We start from the raw sequence: 17406 nt of genomic DNA, 5'->3' as shown, positions 1-17406 counted from the left end.
CCGGTCGTCACCTCGTAGAAGTCGTCACCTCGTAGAAGCAGAAGTGGTCCTTGATCTGGGCCACCGCTTCCTTCGGCTCCGGGTAGGCCCAGACCGTGTCCTTCGCCTCGGGGAGCGACCAGTAGGAGGCCGTTCCCTTGAAGGGGCAGTAGGTGGTGGTCTCCGAAGGCGTCAGCAGGTCCGTGCGGACGTCCTCCGGAGGGAGGTAGTAGCGCACCGGGTAGCCCGTCTCGCGCAGCAGCAGGGGGCGCCGGCTCTCCGCGACGACCTGGCCGTCGCGCACCACGCGTACGTGCTCCGTGCCCTGTTCGACGGTGATCTCGTGTCCTGCGGTCACAGTGGTCTCCTTCTCGGGGCCGGGGTTCGGACCGTACCGTGAAGCCATGAACATCTGTGTCTTCCTCTCCGCGGCCGACCTTCCCGAGCGCTACACCCGACCCGCCCGCGACTTCGCCGAACTGCTCGGCAAGGGCGGCCACACGCTGGTGTGGGGCGGCTCCGAGAGCGGTCTGATGAAGGTCGTCGCCGACGGCGTGCAGGAGGCCGGCGGCCGCCTCGTCGGCGTATCGGTCGACTTCCTCGCGGCCAAGGCCCGTACGAACGCCGACGAAATGGTGATCGCCAAGGACCTCGCCGAACGCAAGGCGCTGCTCCTGGGGAAGGCCGACGCGGTCGTGGTCATGGTCGGCGGCACCGGCACGCTCGACGAGGCCACCGAGATCCTGGAACTGAAGAAGCACGGCAGGACCGACAAACCGGTGGTCCTGCTCAACTCGGCCGGTTTCTACGACGGGTTGAAGGAGCAGTTCCGGCGGATGGAGGACGAGGGATTCCTGCCGGTGCCGCTGACCGATCTGGTCTTCTTCGCCGAGGAGCCGGTGGGCGCCCTCGCCTACCTGGAGGAGTCGGTGGGCACGCGCTGAGCCGCGTCCGCCGGGGTGGGACCATGGGCCCATGGCTACACATGTGATCACCGGGGCGGGCTCCGGCATCGGCGCGGCCGTCGCGCGCCGCCTCCACGCACGCGGCGACGCCCTCGTCCTGCACGCACGGGACGCCGGCCGCGCCAAGGACCTGGCGGCGCAGTTCCCCGGAGCGGCCACGCTCGTGGGCGACCTCTCCGACCCTGACAGGCTCTCCTGGGCGTTCGGCCACCAGGCCCTGCCCGACCGGGTGGACTCGCTGCTGCACATCGCGGGCGTGGTCGACCTGGGCCGGGTCGGCGATCTCACCCCCAAGTCCTGGCGCCACCAGCTCAACGTGAACCTCATCGCCCCCGCCGAGCTGACCCGCCACTTCCTGCCGCAGCTCCGACTGGCCCAGGGGCACGTGGTCTTCGTGAACTCGGGCGCAGGGCTGAACGCGCATGCCGACTGGTCCGCCTACGCCGCCTCCAAGCACGGCCTCAAGGCCCTCGCCGACGCGCTGCGCGCCGAGGAGCACGGCAACGGCGTCCGCGTCACCTCCGTCTACCCGGGCCGCACGGCGAGCCCCATGCAGGCCAAGGTCCACCGGCAGGAGGGCAAGGAGTACGACCCCTCCCGTTTCGTCGACCCGGAGTCGGTGGCCACCACGATCCTGACGGCACTCGACCTGCCGCGTGACGCGGAGATCAACGACCTGACGGTGCGGCCGGGACGGTGAGCGAGTTCAGCTTCGGCCCGGCCACCGGCGTCGGGTCCATGCCCGGCGGCGACGCGCGCGAGGCCGCGAAGACCGTCACCGGCAGCTTCGAGACGTTCCCCTACCTGGCGGAACTGCCCGCGCGGGGGCCCGGCGCCGACATGATCGGGCGGACCGCCGGGCTGCTCGTCGACCTCTACGCGCGCGTGGAGCCCAGCGGCTGGCGCATCGGCGACCGTCCTGGCCGCGACACCCGGCGGGCCAGGGCGTGGCTCGGCGAGGACCTCGACGCGCTCGAGGAGTTCACCCAGGGGTACGAGGGGCCGGTCAAGGTGCAGGCCGTGGGGCCGTGGACGCTTGCCGCCGCCCTGGAGCTGAAGAACGGCGAGGCCGCGCTCTCCGACCCCGGCGCCTGCCGCGACCTGGCCGGATCGCTCGCGGAGGGACTGCGCGCCCACCTCGCGGACGTACGCCGTCGCATCCCGGGCGCCCAGGTGGTGCTCCAGCTCGACGAACCCTCGCTCATCGCCGTGCTGCGCGGGCAGATCAAGACCGCGAGCGAGTACCGCACCCACCGCGCCGTGGACCGGCAGGTCGTCGAGAGCACCCTGCGGGACGTCCTCGGCGTCCAGGACGGTCCCGGTGTCGTGCATTCCTGCGCGCCCGACGTGCCGTTCGCGCTCCTGCGGCGGGCCGGCGCCGACGCCATCTCGTTCGACTTCGCACTCCTCACCGAGCGTGACGACGAGGCGATCGGGGAGGCCGTCGAGGCGGGCACGAAGCTCTTCGCCGGTGTCGTGCCGGGCGTGGACGGCCGATTGTCAGACCCGGCCGGTAGCGTCATGGGTGTCAGGACGCTGTGGCGCAGGCTGGGGCTGAATCCGGGTTCGCTCGCGGAGTCGGTCGTGGTCACTCCGTCGTGCGGCCTCGCGGGGGCTTCTCCCGCGTACGCACGCGCGGCGCTCGCCCACTGCGTCCGGGCGGCGAGATCACTCGCGGACAACCCTGAGTAATTGGGTATGACGTAACGGGAGGACGAAACGGTGGCTGTCGAACAGCAAGGCTCTGTGCCCGCCGAGGCACGGGATCAGCACGCCCAGCTGGCCGAACAGATCGAGGAGCACCGCTTCCGGTACTACGTGAACGACCAACCGGTCGTCAGCGACGCCGAGTTCGACAAGCTCCTTCGCTCGCTCGAGGCCCTGGAGGAGCAGTACGCGGAGCTTCGTACGCCCGATTCGCCCACCCAGAAGGTCTCCGGGGCCTACGAGACCGACTTCACGTCGGTGGAGCACCGCGAGCGCATGCTCTCCCTGGACAACGCCTTCGACGACGAGGAGCTCGCCGCCTGGGCCGAGCGCGTCGCCAAGGACGTCGGCACCAGCGACCACCACTTCCTGTGCGAGCTGAAGATCGACGGCCTCGCCGTGAACCTCACGTACGAGGACGGGAAGCTCACCCGCGCGGCGACGCGCGGCGACGGCCGGGTCGGCGAGGACATCACGCCGAACGTCCGCACGATCGCGGACATCCCCGACCGCCTCAAGGGCGACAACATCCCCGCCCTCGTCGAGATCCGCGGCGAGGTCTTCTTCCCCATGGAGAAGTTCGAGGAACTGAATGCCCGCCTGGTCGAGGCGGGCGACAAGCCCTTCGCCAACCCGCGCAACGCGGCGGCCGGTTCACTGCGCCAGAAGGACCCCAGAGTCACCGCCACCCGCCCGCTGCACATGGTGGTGCACGGCATCGGCGCCCGCGACGGCTTCGACATCGACTGCCTCAGCCACGCCTATGAGCTCCTGCACGGCTGGGGCCTGCCCACCGCCCAGCACAACAAGGTGGTCCAAGGCCTCGACGGCGTACGGGAGTTCATCGCGTACTTCGGAGAGAACCGCCACTCCGTGGAGCACGAGATCGACGGCGTCGTCGTCAAGCTGGACGAGATCCCGCTCCAGGGCCGCCTCGGCTCGACCTCGCGCGCCCCGCGCTGGGCGATCGCCTGGAAGTACGCGCCGGAAGAGGTCAACACCAAGCTGGTCAACATCCGCGTGGGCGTCGGCCGCACCGGCCGCGTCACTCCGTACGCGCAGGTGGAGCCGGTCACCGTCGCCGGATCCGAGGTCGAGTTCGCGACGCTGCACAACCAGGACGTGGTGAAGAAGAAGGGCGTCTTCATCGGGGACACGGTCGTCCTGCGCAAGGCGGGCGACGTCATCCCGGAGATCCTCGGCCCGGTCGTCGACCTGCGCGACGGCACGGAGCGGGAGTTCGTGATGCCCGCCGAGTGCCCCGAGTGCGGGACGCCGCTGCGGCCCATGAAGGAGGGCGACATCGACCTCCGCTGCCCCAACGCCCGGTCCTGCCCGGCCCAGTTGCGCGAGCGCCTGTTCTACCTGGCGGGACGCAAGTGCCTGGACATCGAGAACTTCGGATACGTGGCGGCGGCCGCCCTCACCAAGCCCCTTGAGCCGTCCGAGCCGCCGATCCTCGACGAGGGCGACCTCTTCGACCTCACCATCGAGCGGCTTCTGCCCATCAAGGCGTACGTACTCGACCAGGACAGCGGACTGCCCAAGCGCGACCCGAAGACCGGCGAGGAGAAGGTCGCCACGGTCTTCGCCAACCAGCAGGGCGAGGCGAAGAAGAACGCCGTGTCGATGCTGGAGAACATCGCGGCGGCCAAGGAGCGCCCGCTGGCCCGCATCATCACGGGCCTGTCGATCCGTCACGTCGGACCGGTCGCGGCGGAGGCACTGGCCCGCGAGTTCCGGTCGATCGACCGGATCGAGCAGGCCACGGAGGAGGAGCTTGCCGCCGTCGAGGGGGTCGGGCCGACCATCGCGGCCTCCCTCAAGCAGTGGTTCGAGGAGGAGTGGCACCGGGAGATCCTGCGCAAGTGGCGGGCGGCCGGGGTCCGTATGGAGGAAGAGGGCGGGGGAGAAGACGAAGGACCGCGCCCGCTGGAAGGTCTCACCGTTGTCGTCACCGGAACCCTTGAGAACCACACGCGGGATGGCGCAAAAGATGCGCTGCAGACCCTGGGTGCGAAGGTGACCGGTTCCGTTTCGAAGAAGACGGCATTCGTCGTCGTCGGCGACAACCCGGGATCCAAGTACGACAAGGCCATGCAACTGAAGGTTCCGGTTCTCAACGAGGAAGGCTTCGCCGTCCTGCTGGAACAGGGACCGGACGCGGCGAAGGAAGTCGCGCTTCCGACCGAGGAGTAGCGGTTGAAGGCCACCCGTTCAGCGCATACCAGATGCATACGGGTGGCCGGGTCGCATTCGGGCAACCGTTGTGGACAGCTGCCCGTGGAAGCCTTCTGCGGCCTACTGTTGAGGTGTGCGCCTGCCGTGGCATTCAGACGCGGCTGACCGCTGGACCGAGTCCACGTGGCGTGTGCACCGCCGGCTGTGAGAGGGACGGGAATGGAACCGACCGAGAGCGCCGCCCCGGACTCCCGGCTGCGCGCGCGCCTGCGGCGCGGGCCGGGCGCGTGGTTGAGCAGACGCCGGACGCCGCGCGAGGCGGAGAGCGGCCGCGCCGCCGCGCCGGACACCACGGTCGAGCGACGTGAACGGGCGTGGAGCACGGTCGCCGGTTGCACCACCCAGGAGGTCGGCTCCGCCGGACGGTCCAACGCGGGCGAGTGCGCCCGGGACACGGCGGGCCAGGACGCGGGAGAGGCCGGCCGCGGCGGCTGGCGTGAGCAGTCGTGGCGGGGCGCCGACGCACAGGGCGCGGACCGTACTTCGGGCGACCGCTGGCCGGTCCTTCCGGTCGCCGTGGTGACGACGGCCGCCGTGGTGCTCGGCGCGGGCTTCTTCCACGCGTTCACCGGGCGCCACGCACTGTTCCCCTCCGGCACCGTCGGCTGGTCCCTCGCCGTCCTGACGGGCCTGATCGTCGGTCATCTCGTCGCGCTCGGCCGCGACCGCTGGTGGGGCGGCACCGGCTCGGGCGGCGCGCTCACCGTCGCCGTCCTGCTGCTCTACGGCTGGCTGCCCGCCGGGATGGTCAGCCTCACCGTCGTCGTCCTGGTCGGTGTCGCGCGCCGCCACCGCTGGCGCCAGGGCATCTTGCACGGCGCGGTCGACATCCTCGGCATCGGCGCGGGCGCCCTCGCCATGGCCGCGTTCGGCACGGTGCCGACGGCGGAGTCGCCCTGGCTGCCCGAGACCTGGGACGTGTACTCGGCGCCCAAGGTCGCGCTGGCCGCCGTCGCCTATCTCGTCGTCACCCGCGTCCTGTTGTGGTACGTCCACGCGCCGAGCACCGGCACACTGCCGACGGTCACCCGCACCGCCCTGGTCCGCCAGGGCCTCGTCGGCGTCGCGCTGCTCGGCATCGCCCCGCTGATCTGTGTGGTCGCCGCGTCGACGCCGCTTCTCCTGCCGCTCTTCGCGATCCCCCTGGTCGCGCTCGACTCGACGCTGTGGATCGCCCGCGCCAGGGCCGAGGAGCAGCTGCGTGACCCGCTCACCGGACTGCCCAACCGGCAGTGGCTGTTGGAGCGCACCTGGACGGCCCTGGACGATGCCGAGCGGATCGGGGCGCGGTCCGCCCTGATGCTGATCGACATGGACCGCTTCCGTTCGGTGAACGACACCCTCGGTCATCTCGCGGGCGACCGGCTGCTGTTGCAGATCGCCGACCGGCTCCGGCTCGCCCTGCCGCGCGGCGCGGAGGCCGCACGGCTCGGCGGTGACGAGTTCGCCGTACTGCTCCCGGTCGCCGACTCCACGACGTCGGCCACCCGCGTGGCCCGCAACCTGGTCGCGGCGCTCGGCTCACCCCTCGATCTGGACGGCCTGACCCTGGTCCTTGAGGCCAGCGCGGGCCTCGCCGTCTTCCCCGACCACGCGCTCGACGCGGAGGGTCTGCTTCGCCGCGCGGACGTCGCGATGTACCAGGCCAAGCGCGACCGCACGGGCGTTGAGGTGTACGAGTCCAAGCGGGACTCCAACACCCCTGACCGCCTGGGCCTGTTGGGCGATCTGCGGCGCGCCCTGGACGCCGGTGACGTCGAGCTGCACTACCAGCCCAAGGTCCGCTTCGACGGCAAGGTCGCGGGGCTCGAAGCGCTGGTGCGGTGGGTGCACCCGGAGCGCGGGAAGGTGCCGCCGGACGAGTTCATCGCCATCGCCGAGTCGTCGGGGCTCATGCCGCACCTGACGGAGTACGTCCTGGAGACGGCGCTCGGGCAGGTCGCGAAGTGGCAGGCCATGGGCCTGAAGGTCCCGGTCGCGGTCAATGTGTCGCCGCGCGACGTGCACACCCCCGGTTTCGCCGGCGCGGTCGCCGCGCGCCTGGCCCGGCACGGGGTCCCCGCGGGGGCGCTGCAGCTGGAGATAACGGAGCACGTACTGCTCGAGGACCCGCAGCGGGCGGCGGACACCCTGGCAGGACTGACGGGCCACGGCGTGAAGATGTCCCTCGACGACTTCGGTACGGGGTACTCGTCCCTGGTGCACCTGCGGCGGCTGCCCGTGAGCGAGCTCAAGATCGACCGCTCGTTCGTGGCCCGCCTGGCCGTGGACAACGAGGACGCGGAGATCGTCCGCTGCACCGTCGACCTCGCGCACTCCCTCGGCCTCCTCGTGGTCGCCGAGGGCGTCGAGGACGACGAGACATGGGAGCGCCTGCGGGACCTGGGCTGCGACGCCGTACAGGGCTGGCTGGTGGCCGCGGCGATGCCGGCCGGCGAGACGACGGCATGGCTGCAGGCGCGCGGGCCCCGCGGCTGGCGCCGCCCCGTGGACATCGCGGCGGAGGAACAGGCGGCGGAGGAACAGGCGGCGGCGGAGGCCGGCGCGGACATCGCGAAGTAGCCCGCGGGGACCTTGCCGGGACCTCGTGGGGACCCTGCCGGGGAATCCGTTTCACGGGCATGGGGTGTGGCCCCATAGGATTGGGCCACAAACCGCACACTCACCCCTGAGGATCGCCGCATGCCTGGCATCACGCGCGAGGAGGTCGCCCACCTCGCCCGCCTTGCACGTCTGGAGCTGAAGGCCGAGGAGCTCGACCACTTCGCCGGACAGCTCGACGACATCATCGGCGCGGTCGCCCGCGTCTCCGAGGTCGCCGACCAAGACGTACCGCCGACCTCGCACCCGCTGCCGCTGACGAACGTCATGCGCGCGGACGAGGTCCGTCCGTCGCTCACCCCCGAGCAGGCGCTCTCGGGCGCCCCGGCCCAGGAGCAGCAGCGTTTCAAGGTGCCGCAGATCCTGGGGGAGGACTAATCACCATGACGGACAGCAACATCATCAAGCTCACGGCCGCCGAGATCGCGTCGAAGATCGCCGCCGGCGAGCTCACCGCGGTCGAGGTCACCGAGGCCCACCTGGCCCGTATCGAGGCCGTCGACGAGAAGGTGCACGCCTTCCTGCACGTCGACCGCGAGGGTGCGCTGAAGCAGGCCGCGGCCGTCGACGCCAAGCGCGCCAACGGCGAGAAGCTCGGCCCGCTGGCCGGCGTCCCGCTCGCGCTCAAGGACATCTTCACCACCGAGGGCGTACCGACCACGGCCGGTTCCAAGATCCTCGAGGGCTGGATCCCGCCGTACGACGCGACCCTCACGCGCAAGCTGAAGGAAGCCGACGTCGTCATCCTCGGCAAGACCAACATGGACGAGTTCGCCATGGGGTCGTCGACGGAGAACAGCGCGTACGGCCCCACCGGCAACCCGTGGGACCTCACCCGCATCCCCGGCGGCTCCGGCGGCGGCTCCTCCGCCGCCCTCGCCTCCTACGAGGCCCCGCTCGCCATCGGCACGGACACCGGCGGCTCCATCCGCCAGCCCGCGGCCGTCACCGGCACGGTCGGCGTCAAGCCCACCTACGGCGGCGTGTCCCGCTACGGCATGGTCGCCTTCTCGTCCTCCCTCGACCAGGGCGGCCCCTGCGCCCGCACGGTCCTGGACGCCGCGCTCCTTCACGAGGCCATCGCCGGGCACGACGTGCTCGACTCGACGTCCGTCGACGCCCCGGTCCCGCCGGTCGTCGAGGCGGCGCGCAACGGCTCCGTACAGGGCATGCGCGTCGGTGTCGTGAAGCAGTTCGCGGGCGAGGGCTACCAGGCCGGTGTCGTCCAGCGCTTCCAGGAGTCGGTCGCCCTGCTCAAGGAGCTCGGCGCCGAGATCGTCGAGCTTGACTGCCCGTCCTTCGACCTGGCGCTCTCCGCGTACTACCTGATCGCGCCGAGCGAGTGCTCGTCCAACCTGGCCCGCTTCGACGCCATGCGCTACGGCCTGCGCGTCGGCGACGACGGCACGAAGTCCGCCGAGGACGTCACCGCGCTGACCCGCGAGGCCGGCTTCGGCGACGAGGTCAAGCGCCGCGTCATCCTGGGCACGTACGCCCTGAGCTCCGGCTACTACGACGCGTACTACGGCAGCGCCCAGAAGGTCCGCACCCTGATCACGAAGGACTTCGAGAAGGCCTTCGAGCAGGTCGACGTGATCGTCTCGCCCGCGACGCCGACCACCGCCTTCCCGATCGGCGAGCGCGCCGACGACCCGATGGCGATGTACCTCGCGGACGTGTGCACCATCCCGTCGAACATGGCGGGCAACGCCGCCATGTCGCTGCCCTGCGGCCTCGCGCCGGAGGACGGCCTGCCCGTCGGGCTGCAGATCATCGCCCCCGCCATGAAGGACGACCGCCTGTACAAGGTGGGCGCTGCCGTAGAGGCCGCCTTCGTGGAAAAGTGGGGCCACCCGCTGCTTGAGGAGGCTCCGTCGCTGTGAGTGCCATGGCAAAGAAGGCCAAGAACTTCAAGAAGTCCAAGACCGGCGTCTATGTCTCGCTGGCCAGCACCGCCTTCGGCGCGATCAGCGTCGCGAAGCAGGCGAAGCTCGCACGCAACGAAAACGACACCCTGCGTCTCATCGACGCCGCCGTGTCCGCCGCCGCCATCGCTACCGGCCTGGCGATCCTCTACCGGGAGCTCAAGCGCCTGGGCGACGACGACGTCCTGCTGGGCTGAGAGGGAAAGTTTCACCGTGACTGTCACGACTGACCTGGTGTCGTACGAGGAAGCCCTCGCGACGTACGACCCCGTCATGGGCCTCGAAGTCCATGTCGAGCTCGGCACCAAGACGAAGATGTTCTGCGGCTGCTCCACCGAGCTCAAGCAGGACGCCAACAGCCAGACCTGCCCGACCTGTCTCGGCCTGCCCGGCGCCCTGCCGGTGGTCAACGAAATCGGCGTCGAGTCCGCGATCAAGATCGGCCTCGCGCTGAACTGCGAGATCGCCGAGTGGTGCCGCTTCGCCCGGAAGAACTACTTCTATCCGGACATGCCGAAGAACTTCCAGACCTCTCAGTACGACGAGCCGATCGCCTTCAACGGCTATCTGGACGTCCAGCTGGAGGACGGCGAGATCTTCCGCGTGGAGATCGAGCGCGCCCACATGGAGGAGGACACCGGCAAGTCCACGCACGTGGGCGGCGCGACGGGCCGTATCCACGGCGCATCGCACTCCCTCCTGGACTACAACCGCGCCGGCATCCCGCTCATCGAGATCGTCACCAAGCCGATCGAGGGCGCGGGCGAGCGGGCCCCCGAGGTCGCCAAGGCGTACGTCGCCGAGCTGCGCGAGGTCATCAAGGCGCTCGACGTGTCCGAGGCCCGGATGGACAAGGGCCAGATGCGCTGCGACGTGAACCTGTCGCTGCGGCCGCACGGGCGCGAGGAGTTCGGTACGCGCTCGGAGACGAAGAACGTCAACTCGCTCCGTTCCGTGGAGCGTGCGGCCCGCTTCGAGATCCAGCGCCACGCGGCCGTCCTGAACGGCGGCGGCACGATCGTCCAGGAGACCCGGCACTTCCACGAGGAAGACGGCTCCACGACGTCCGGCCGCATCAAGGACAACGCGGAGGACTACCGGTACTTCCCGGAGCCCGACCTCGTCCCCGTCGCCCCGGCCCGTGAGTGGGTCGAGGAACTGCGCGCCGGACTCCCCGAGATGCCGCGCGTGCGCCGCAACCGTCTCCGCGAGGAGTGGGGCGTCAGCGAGCACGACATGCAGTCGATCCTCAACGCGGGCGCGGTCGACTCGATCGTCGCCACGATCGAGGCCGGCGCGGACTCCGCCGCGGCCCGCAAGTGGTGGATGGGCGAACTGGCCCGTAACGCCAACGAGTCGGGCAAGAGCCTGGAGGAGCTGCCGGTCACGCCCGCGCAGGTCGCCCGGGTCGCCGAGCTCGTCGCCAAGGGCGACCTGAACGACAAGCTGGCGCGCCAGGTCTTCGAGGGCGTCCTCGGCGGCGAGGGCACGCCGGACGAGGTCGTCGAGAAGCGCGGCCTGAAGGTCGTCTCGGACGAGGGCGCGCTGACGACTGCCGTCGACGAGGCCATCGCAGGGAACGCGGCGATCGCGGACAAGATCCGCGGCGGCAAGGTCCAGGCGGTCGGCGCGCTGGTCGGTGCCGTCATGAAGGCGACGCGGGGTCAGGCGGACGCGGCACGCGTCAAGGAGCTGATCCTGGAGAAGCTGGGCGTGGAGGGCTAGGCCCTCCGGGTACGAAGACCCTCCGGGTACGAAGACCCTTCGGGTACGAAGACCCTTCGGGTACGAACACGTAGGGGCGGCACGCCGGTTGGCGTACCGCCCCTACGTGTGTTCACCCCCACTTCCGTCCGCGGTCTTCACACCGAAACCAGACGTCGCTACCGTCCCAGCCGAGCAAGCCAATGGATCAGCGGAGAACCATTGGCCGTCGACTGGAGGTCGTACGTGTCCCCGGAGATATCGCGCAGGCGGCTGATGGCGGTCGGCGGTGGCGCGCTCGGTGCCGCCGCCGTCGGATCCTTCCTGCCCCCGTCGTTGCAGCAGGCATTGGCGCAGGACCGGCCCAAGGGCGGCGGCGGTCTCGACTCGATCGAGCACGTCGTCATCCTGATGCAGGAGAACCGGTCCTTCGACCACTACTTCGGGGCCCTGCGCGGCGTACGCGGCTTCGGTGACCGCAACGCCGTCCAACTGCCCGGCGGCAAGAGCGTGTTCGAGCAGCCCGGCGTGCTGCGCACCATCCTGCCCTTCCCGGTCCGCGAGGCCGCCGCGGCGCAGAAGAAGGACCTGCAGTACATCGGCGCCCTCGACCACTCCTGGAGCGGCGGCGCCAAGGCCTGGCACGACGGCTGGATGGACGGCTGGATCACCGCCAAGACGGCGGCCTGCATGGCGTACTACACGCGCGAGGACATCCCGCTGCACTACGAACTCGCCGACACCTTCACCGTCTGCGACGCCTACCACTCCTCCATCCACACCTCCACGAGCCCCAACCGCAACCACCTGTGGAGCGGCAGGACGGGATATGAGGCGAACGGCAAGCGGGCCGTGGAGAACGACGCGTACGACGAGGGCAAGCACCCCGGCTACGACTGGGGGACGTACGCCGAGCGCTTGGAGAAGGCGGGCGTGAGCTGGCAGACGTACACGGAGTGGGAGAACTTCACCGACAACCAGATCGAGTTCTTCACCACCTTCAAGGCGATCGCCAAGAAGGTACTCGCCAAGGCCGGCCTCACGTTCATGGAGGCCTTCTACGCCAAGGTCCGCGACGCCAAGGACGACGCCGAGCGCGAGAAGCTGCTCGCCACCCTTGAGGAGGGCGTCGCCACCCTCACCAAGGCGGAGAAGTCGCTCTTCGAGCGCGGCCTGCGGCGCGTGCCGACGGGGAAGCTCGCCGAGGCGTTCGCCAAGGACGTCGCGGACGGCAAGCTCCCGAAGGTCAGCTATCTGGTGCCGTCCGCGCTGGACTCCGAGCACCCCAGCGTCTCCTCGCCGATCCACAGCGCGACCATCGTCTACAAGGTCCTCGACGCGCTCGCCTCGCACCCCGAGGTGTGGCGCCGCACCGCCGTCTTCGTCAACTACGACGAGAACGACGGCTTCTTCGACCACGTCCCGCCGCCCGTGCCCGGCACCGATTCCGCCGAGGACAAGGAAGAGCGCTGGGAGGGCCGCCCGACCGGGCTCGGCGTGCGCGTGCCGATGCTCGTCGTCTCGCCGTGGACCGTCGGCGGCTATGTCTGCTCCGAGGTCTTCGACCACACCTCCGTGGTGCGCTTCCTGGAGAAGTGGACCGGCGTGAAGGAGCCCAACATCAGCGCCTGGCGCCGCAAGGTCACCGGCGATCTCACCGGCGCCTTCGACTTCAGGCGCGGCCACCGGCAGCCCGACGTCGAGCAGCCCGGCGCCATCCCGGAGTTCAGCGGCCGCTGGGCCCCGCAGCCGCCCCTGAAGCAGTCCATGCCGGTCCAGGAGCCGGGCAGCCGGCGCGCCCGCCCGCTGCCGTACCAGCCCGACGCGGACGTGAAGCCGGGCGAGAGCGGTGCTCTCACGGTGCGCCTTCGCAACGGCGGCAGCTCCAGCGCGCACTTCGCGCTCTATCCGTACGCCGACGAGTTCAAGACCCCGCTCCACCAGGACGTCGTACGTGAGGGATCTTGGACCGTGCCGGTCGCCAAGGACGCGTACGCCTTCACGGTCACCGGGCCGAACGGCTTCCGGCGCGAGTTCGCGGGCGGCAAGGACGGCGGCGCGCAGCTCGCCTCCGCGATCACCCGCCGCGAGATCCACCTCACCCTGGGCAATCGGGGCCGCGAGGCGCTGGTCTTCACGGTGAAGCCGCTCGGATACGTCGACGAGGCGGACGTCAGGTCGCGGACGCGGACCGTCCGGGTGAAGGCGGGCAGCAGCCGCACCGTCGCCTGGCCGACCGGTGACGAGCACGGCTGGTACGACGTCGAGATCACGGCGGCGGGCGAGCCGGCCTTCCGGCGGCGGCTCATGGGGCACATCGAGAACGGGCGCGCGAGCGTATCGGGCTGACAGCAGCTGGTCTCCGCTGACATCACGGGGGCGTGAGGGCGGACGGGGGCTCCCATGGGGCTCCCGTGCGCTCCGCGCGCCCTTGTGAGCATCGCCACGAAAGGGACAAAAGATCTCCCCGGGCTGCCAAGGTGACTGCGGTGCTTATGTCACCGCTCATGCGTTCTTTGCTGGCTGTTCGTTTTATTCACGGCTGTTCCCGGTAAAGATCCACGAACCATCCCAGGGAGCCAGTCAGTGGCAGCACTCGCACGGTGGTGCGTCAAGCACCGTCTCCTCGCAGTACTGCTGTGGCTCGTGGCCCTCGGCGGTGCCGCGACCGCCGCGGCCGTCGCCGGATCCGCGTACTCGAACAATTACGAGGTGCCCGGCACCGAGTCGGGCCGTGCGACCGAGCTCCTGAACCAGGGTTTCGACGGCCTCGGCGGCGACAGCGACACCGTCGTCTGGAAGACCGACGCGGGCACATCGGTGCGCGCGGCCGCCGTCGAGCAGTCGATGACCGGCGCCCTCGACAAGATCTCCGAGATGCCCGCCGTGGCGTCCGTGATCAGCCCGTACACCGGGCAGGGCGCCGCCCAGATCAGCTCCGACGGGCACATCGCGTACGCGACCGTCACCTTCCACGAGCAGGCCGACGCCATCGACAAGGCGGACGCACAGGCCCTCGTCGACACCGCGAAGGCCGCCGAGACGGACGGCCTCGACGTCGAGCTCGGCGGCACCGCCGTCGGCCTAACCGAGTCCAAGGGCGCCCAGACCGCCGAGATCGTCGGTGTCGCCGTGGCCGCCGTCGTGCTCTTCCTCGCCTTCGGCTCGCTCGCCGCGTCGATCCTGCCCATCGCCACCGCCCTGGTCTCGGTGGGCACGGCGTACGCGGGCATAGTGCTGCTCGGCCACTTCATGACCGTCGCGGACTTCGCACCGATGCTGGGCACCCTGATAGGGCTCGGCGTCGGCATCGACTACGCGCTGTTCATCGTGACCAGACACCGCAAGGGCCTCAAGCAGGGCCTGCCGGTGGCCGTCGCCGCCGAACGCGCGGTCGCCACCACCGGGCGCGCGGTCGTCTTCGCGGGCGCCACCGTGTGCATCGCGCTCCTCGGCATGCTCATCCTGCGGCTCAGCTTCCTCAACGGCGTCGCGATCGCCGCCTCGCTGACCGTGCTCCTCACCGTCGCCGCATCGGTGACCCTGCTTCCGGCCCTCCTCGCGTGGATAGGGCCGCGCGCGCTCAGCCGCCGCGAGCGGCGCCGCCTCGCCGAGCACGGCCCCGCCCCGGAGCTGCCGACCGGGTTCGCCGCCCGCTGGTCCGCCTTCGTGGAGCGGCACCCCAAGCTGCTCGGCGTCGTCGCCATCGCCGTCATGGCGGTGCTCGCGCTGCCCACGCTCTCCCTGCACCTGGGCACATCCGACCAGGGGAACAACCCGGCGACGGCCACCACACGGCAGGCCTACGACCTGCTCGCCGACGGCTTCGGGCCCGGCGTGAACGGCCCGCTGACCCTGGTCACCGACGTACAGACGGCGGGCGACCGGCTCGCCGTCGACAACCTCGGCTCCACTCTCGAGGGGACCAAGGGCGTCGCATCCGTCAGCCCCGTCACGTACGACGCGGACGGCACGGCCGCCTTCCTCACCGTCGTACCGGATTCGTCCCCGCAGTCCGAGCGGACCAGCGACCTGGTCGACCGGCTCCGTGACGACGTGCTGCCGAGGGCCGAGACCGGCACCTCGCTCGATGTGCACGTCGGCGGCGTCACCGCGAGCTACGACGACTTCGCGGAGATCATCGTCGGCAAGCTGCCGCTCTTCGTGGGGGTGGTGATCGGCCTTGGCTGCATCCTGCTCCTGCTGGCCTTCCGCTCGATCGGCATTCCGCTGAAGGCCGCCGCGATGAATGTGGCCGCCGTGGCTTCCGCCTTCGGGGTCGTCGTCGCGATCTTCCAGTGGGGCTGGGGGAGCGAGCTGCTCGGCCTGGGCTCGGCGGGCCCCATCGAACCCTTCCTGCCCGTGATCATGGTGTCCGTCCTCTTCGGGCTCTCCATGGACTACCAGGTCTTCCTGGTCAGCCGGATGTACGAGGAGTGGCTGGAGACCGGCGACAACCGGCGGGCAGTCCGGGTCGGCCTCGCCGAGACGAGCCGGGTGATCAACTCGGCGGCCGTGATCATGATCTCGGTGTTCCTGGCCTTCGTCCTGAGCGGCGACCGGGTCATAGCGATGTTCGGCATCGGCCTCGCCGCCGCGGTCGCGCTCGACGCGTTCGTGCTCCGTACGCTCCTTGTGCCGGCGCTCATGCACATGCTGGGCGGCGCCAACTGGTGGCTGCCGCGCGGCCTCGACCGGTGGCTGCCGCGCATCAGCATCGAGCCCCAGGAATCTCGTTCGAATCCGGCCGACGTGCGTGAAAAGATCGCGGAGATCGCGGAGATTGCGGAGGTCGCGGATATCCCCGGACAGCGGGGCTCGCACGGCGAGCGCTCGGACGGGTCCGCGGACGGGTCCGCGTCGGAATCCGCACCGGGTCGGCCGAAGGAGCAGGATGTTCGGGATATCGCTGGGCGAGGGCGCTGAACTGCGGCCCATCGAGCCGTGGCAGGCGGAGGAGTTCCTCGGCCACATCGAGCGGGCGCGTGACTTCGCGGGCCCCTGGGTGCCGCTGACCGCACTCGTGACGGACGTCGTATCGGCGCGCGAGCGGCTCCAGGCGTACGCCGACAAGCAGGCCGCCGACACCGGCCGCCTCTACGGAATCTGGCTCGACGGCACGCTCGTCGGCGGCGTCCTGTTCCGGATCTTCGACACCGCCACGGAGTCCTGCGAGGTCGGGGTCTGGCTCGAACCCTCGGCGACGGGCCGCGGCCTGATCTCCAAGGCGGCGCGGATCCTCATCGACTGGGCGGTCTACGAGCGCGGCATGCACCGCGTGGAGTGGATGGCGTCCTCCGCGAACCACCGCAGCATCGCGCTCGCCAAGCGCCTGGGCATGACCAAGGACGGCGTGCTCCGTGAGAGCTTCCCCTGGCAGGGAGTGCGGCACGACATGGAGGTGTGGTCGGTGCTCGCGCCGGAGTGGCGGAAGGCGCGCGAGGCCCGCGACGCGCAGGGCGCCGGGGCCTCGTCCTGCGGGGCCGCGACGCGTTAAGAAACTTCTCAGACTCCGTCCGTACGGTGCGGGGCATGGGAACCAAGACTGAGGACGAGACCGCGGCCGAGTCGGCCGCAAAGCCCGCAGAGCCGGAGGCCGACGCGGCCACTGAGCAGGAGGCCGCGGACACCACGGACGGCGCCAAGGTGGATGTGGAGAAGAGCGCCGCTTCTGACGTGGAGAAGAGCGCCGCGTCTGAGGGCGCCGCGTCCGAGGAGGCCGACGACGCCGATGAGCTCGACATGGTCGACGAGGCCGACGAGGTCGCTCCGGCCAAGTCCAGTGGCGTCTTCCAGGGTGCCGCGGCCGTCGTCTCCGCCGCTCTCGGTGTGATCGGCCTGTCCGGCGGCTGGCTCGGCACGGTCGCCGCGGCACGCTCGAACATCGTGGGGCAGCTGGAGACCAAGCAGTCGGCGAGCGTCGCCGACCAGATCCAGGCCCTGTACGGCGACTCCTGGCAGGTCACGGCGCTGATAGCCGGAGCCTTCGCGCTCGCCGCCCTTGTCGTCGGGTTCGTCGTCCTGGTCAGGCCCGCGTTCGGCGCACCCGACCAGGAGCAGGCGCCGTGGATCAAGTCGGTGGCCTGGGCGGGAGTCGCCCTCGGCGTCATCGGCCTGCTGCTCGCGATCGCCAAGTACTCGGACCTGATCTACGGGCTGCCGTCGGCGAGTTGACGGTAGTGGGGGGCCTCAGACGGTAGCGGGGGGGGGTATGGGGGGGGGGGGCCCCATGGCCCCCCCCCCCCCCCCAAGCCCCCGGGGGTTTTAAAAAAAAAAGCAGCCGC

General features: G+C 70.4%; 14 protein-coding genes. 13 read left to right on the top strand and 1 reads right to left on the bottom strand.

Annotation, left to right across the window (positions count from 1 at the left end; genetic code table 11):
• Nucleotides 1-7: 7 nt before the first annotated feature.
• Nucleotides 8-385 (bottom strand): DUF427 domain-containing protein, encoded by a 378-nt coding sequence (locus tag ACFWY6_RS22055; RefSeq protein ID WP_384692912.1) that lies wholly within the window; start codon nucleotides 383-385, stop codon nucleotides 8-10.
• Here ACFWY6_RS22055 and ACFWY6_RS22050 point away from each other — a divergent pair.
• The 13 genes from ACFWY6_RS22050 to ACFWY6_RS21990 all read left to right on the top strand — a co-directional run bounded on the left by ACFWY6_RS22050 (nucleotide 384) and on the right by ACFWY6_RS21990 (nucleotide 17296).
• Entirely contained in the window at nucleotides 384-923 is a 540-nt protein-coding gene (locus ACFWY6_RS22050) for a TIGR00730 family Rossman fold protein (protein ID WP_266870988.1), read from the top strand. The genes ACFWY6_RS22055 and ACFWY6_RS22050 overlap by 2 nt on opposite strands.
• A 31-nt stretch (nucleotides 924-954) precedes the next feature.
• Nucleotides 955-1644, top strand: coding sequence for an SDR family oxidoreductase (locus tag ACFWY6_RS22045; protein ID WP_384692909.1), 690 nt, complete (start codon nucleotides 955-957; stop codon nucleotides 1642-1644).
• Nucleotides 1641-2636 (top strand): methionine synthase, encoded by a 996-nt coding sequence (locus ACFWY6_RS22040; RefSeq protein WP_384692906.1) that lies wholly within the window; start codon nucleotides 1641-1643, stop codon nucleotides 2634-2636. Before ACFWY6_RS22045 ends, ACFWY6_RS22040 begins: the two co-directional genes overlap by 4 nt.
• A gap of 30 nt (nucleotides 2637-2666) precedes the next feature.
• A complete protein-coding gene (gene ligA / locus ACFWY6_RS22035) occupies nucleotides 2667-4850 on the top strand; it encodes an NAD-dependent DNA ligase LigA (protein WP_384692903.1) in 2184 nt (727 codons plus the stop codon).
• A 201-nt stretch (nucleotides 4851-5051) separates the two neighbouring features.
• Entirely contained in the window at nucleotides 5052-7454 is a 2403-nt protein-coding gene (locus tag ACFWY6_RS22030; RefSeq protein ID WP_384692900.1) for a putative bifunctional diguanylate cyclase/phosphodiesterase, read from the top strand.
• A 120-nt stretch (nucleotides 7455-7574) separates the two neighbouring features.
• Nucleotides 7575-7871, top strand: coding sequence for an Asp-tRNA(Asn)/Glu-tRNA(Gln) amidotransferase subunit GatC (gatC, locus tag ACFWY6_RS22025; protein ID WP_010984178.1), 297 nt, complete (start codon nucleotides 7575-7577; stop codon nucleotides 7869-7871).
• Entirely contained in the window at nucleotides 7871-9376 is a 1506-nt protein-coding gene (gene gatA, locus ACFWY6_RS22020) for an Asp-tRNA(Asn)/Glu-tRNA(Gln) amidotransferase subunit GatA (protein ID WP_384692946.1), read from the top strand. Before gatC ends, gatA begins: the two co-directional genes overlap by 1 nt.
• Before the next feature lie 5 nt (nucleotides 9377-9381).
• Nucleotides 9382-9615: a hypothetical protein gene (locus ACFWY6_RS22015; RefSeq protein ID WP_324769591.1), complete on the top strand. Its 234-nt coding sequence runs from the start codon at nucleotides 9382-9384 to the stop codon at nucleotides 9613-9615.
• A 16-nt stretch (nucleotides 9616-9631) separates the two neighbouring features.
• A complete protein-coding gene (gene gatB, locus ACFWY6_RS22010; RefSeq protein WP_384692897.1) occupies nucleotides 9632-11143 on the top strand; it encodes an Asp-tRNA(Asn)/Glu-tRNA(Gln) amidotransferase subunit GatB in 1512 nt (503 codons plus the stop codon).
• 225 nt (nucleotides 11144-11368) lie between these two features.
• Nucleotides 11369-13471: a phosphocholine-specific phospholipase C gene (locus tag ACFWY6_RS22005; RefSeq protein ID WP_384692895.1), complete on the top strand. Its 2103-nt coding sequence runs from the start codon at nucleotides 11369-11371 to the stop codon at nucleotides 13469-13471.
• Nucleotides 13472-13708: 237 nt separating this feature from the next.
• Nucleotides 13709-16048: an MMPL family transporter gene (locus tag ACFWY6_RS22000; RefSeq protein ID WP_384692892.1), complete on the top strand. Its 2340-nt coding sequence runs from the start codon at nucleotides 13709-13711 to the stop codon at nucleotides 16046-16048.
• Entirely contained in the window at nucleotides 16017-16619 is a 603-nt protein-coding gene (locus ACFWY6_RS21995; RefSeq protein WP_384692889.1) for a GNAT family N-acetyltransferase, read from the top strand. Before ACFWY6_RS22000 ends, ACFWY6_RS21995 begins: the two co-directional genes overlap by 32 nt.
• Before the next feature lie 35 nt (nucleotides 16620-16654).
• Nucleotides 16655-17296 (top strand): hypothetical protein, encoded by a 642-nt coding sequence (locus ACFWY6_RS21990; RefSeq protein WP_384692887.1) that lies wholly within the window; start codon nucleotides 16655-16657, stop codon nucleotides 17294-17296.
• Nucleotides 17297-17406 lie beyond the last annotated feature (110 nt).

This window comes from Streptomyces sp. NPDC059037 (genome assembly GCF_042740015.1).
In the GTDB taxonomy this organism is placed as follows: domain Bacteria; phylum Actinomycetota; class Actinomycetes; order Streptomycetales; family Streptomycetaceae; genus Streptomyces.
The sequence above is the reverse complement of the archived record's forward strand: the minus strand, read 5'-3'. Positions and strand labels throughout refer to the sequence as shown.

Excerpts from the sequence above, each read along its gene's own strand:
- ACFWY6_RS22050 (WP_266870988.1), top strand. The coding sequence starts at position 384 with ATGAACATCTGTGTCTTCCTCTCCGCGGCCGACCTTCCCGAGCGCTAC.
- ACFWY6_RS22055 (WP_384692912.1), bottom strand. The coding sequence starts at position 385 with ATGGCTTCACGGTACGGTCCGAACCCCGGCCCCGAGAAGGAGACCACT.
- ACFWY6_RS22045 (WP_384692909.1), top strand. The coding sequence starts at position 955 with ATGGCTACACATGTGATCACCGGGGCGGGCTCCGGCATCGGCGCGGCC.
- ACFWY6_RS22030 (WP_384692900.1), top strand. The coding sequence starts at position 5,052 with ATGGAACCGACCGAGAGCGCCGCCCCGGACTCCCGGCTGCGCGCGCGC.
- gatC (WP_010984178.1), top strand. The coding sequence starts at position 7,575 with ATGCCTGGCATCACGCGCGAGGAGGTCGCCCACCTCGCCCGCCTTGCA.
- ACFWY6_RS22015 (WP_324769591.1), top strand. The coding sequence starts at position 9,382 with ATGGCAAAGAAGGCCAAGAACTTCAAGAAGTCCAAGACCGGCGTCTAT.
- ACFWY6_RS21995 (WP_384692889.1), top strand. The coding sequence starts at position 16,017 with ATGTTCGGGATATCGCTGGGCGAGGGCGCTGAACTGCGGCCCATCGAG.
- ACFWY6_RS21990 (WP_384692887.1), top strand. The coding sequence starts at position 16,655 with ATGGGAACCAAGACTGAGGACGAGACCGCGGCCGAGTCGGCCGCAAAG.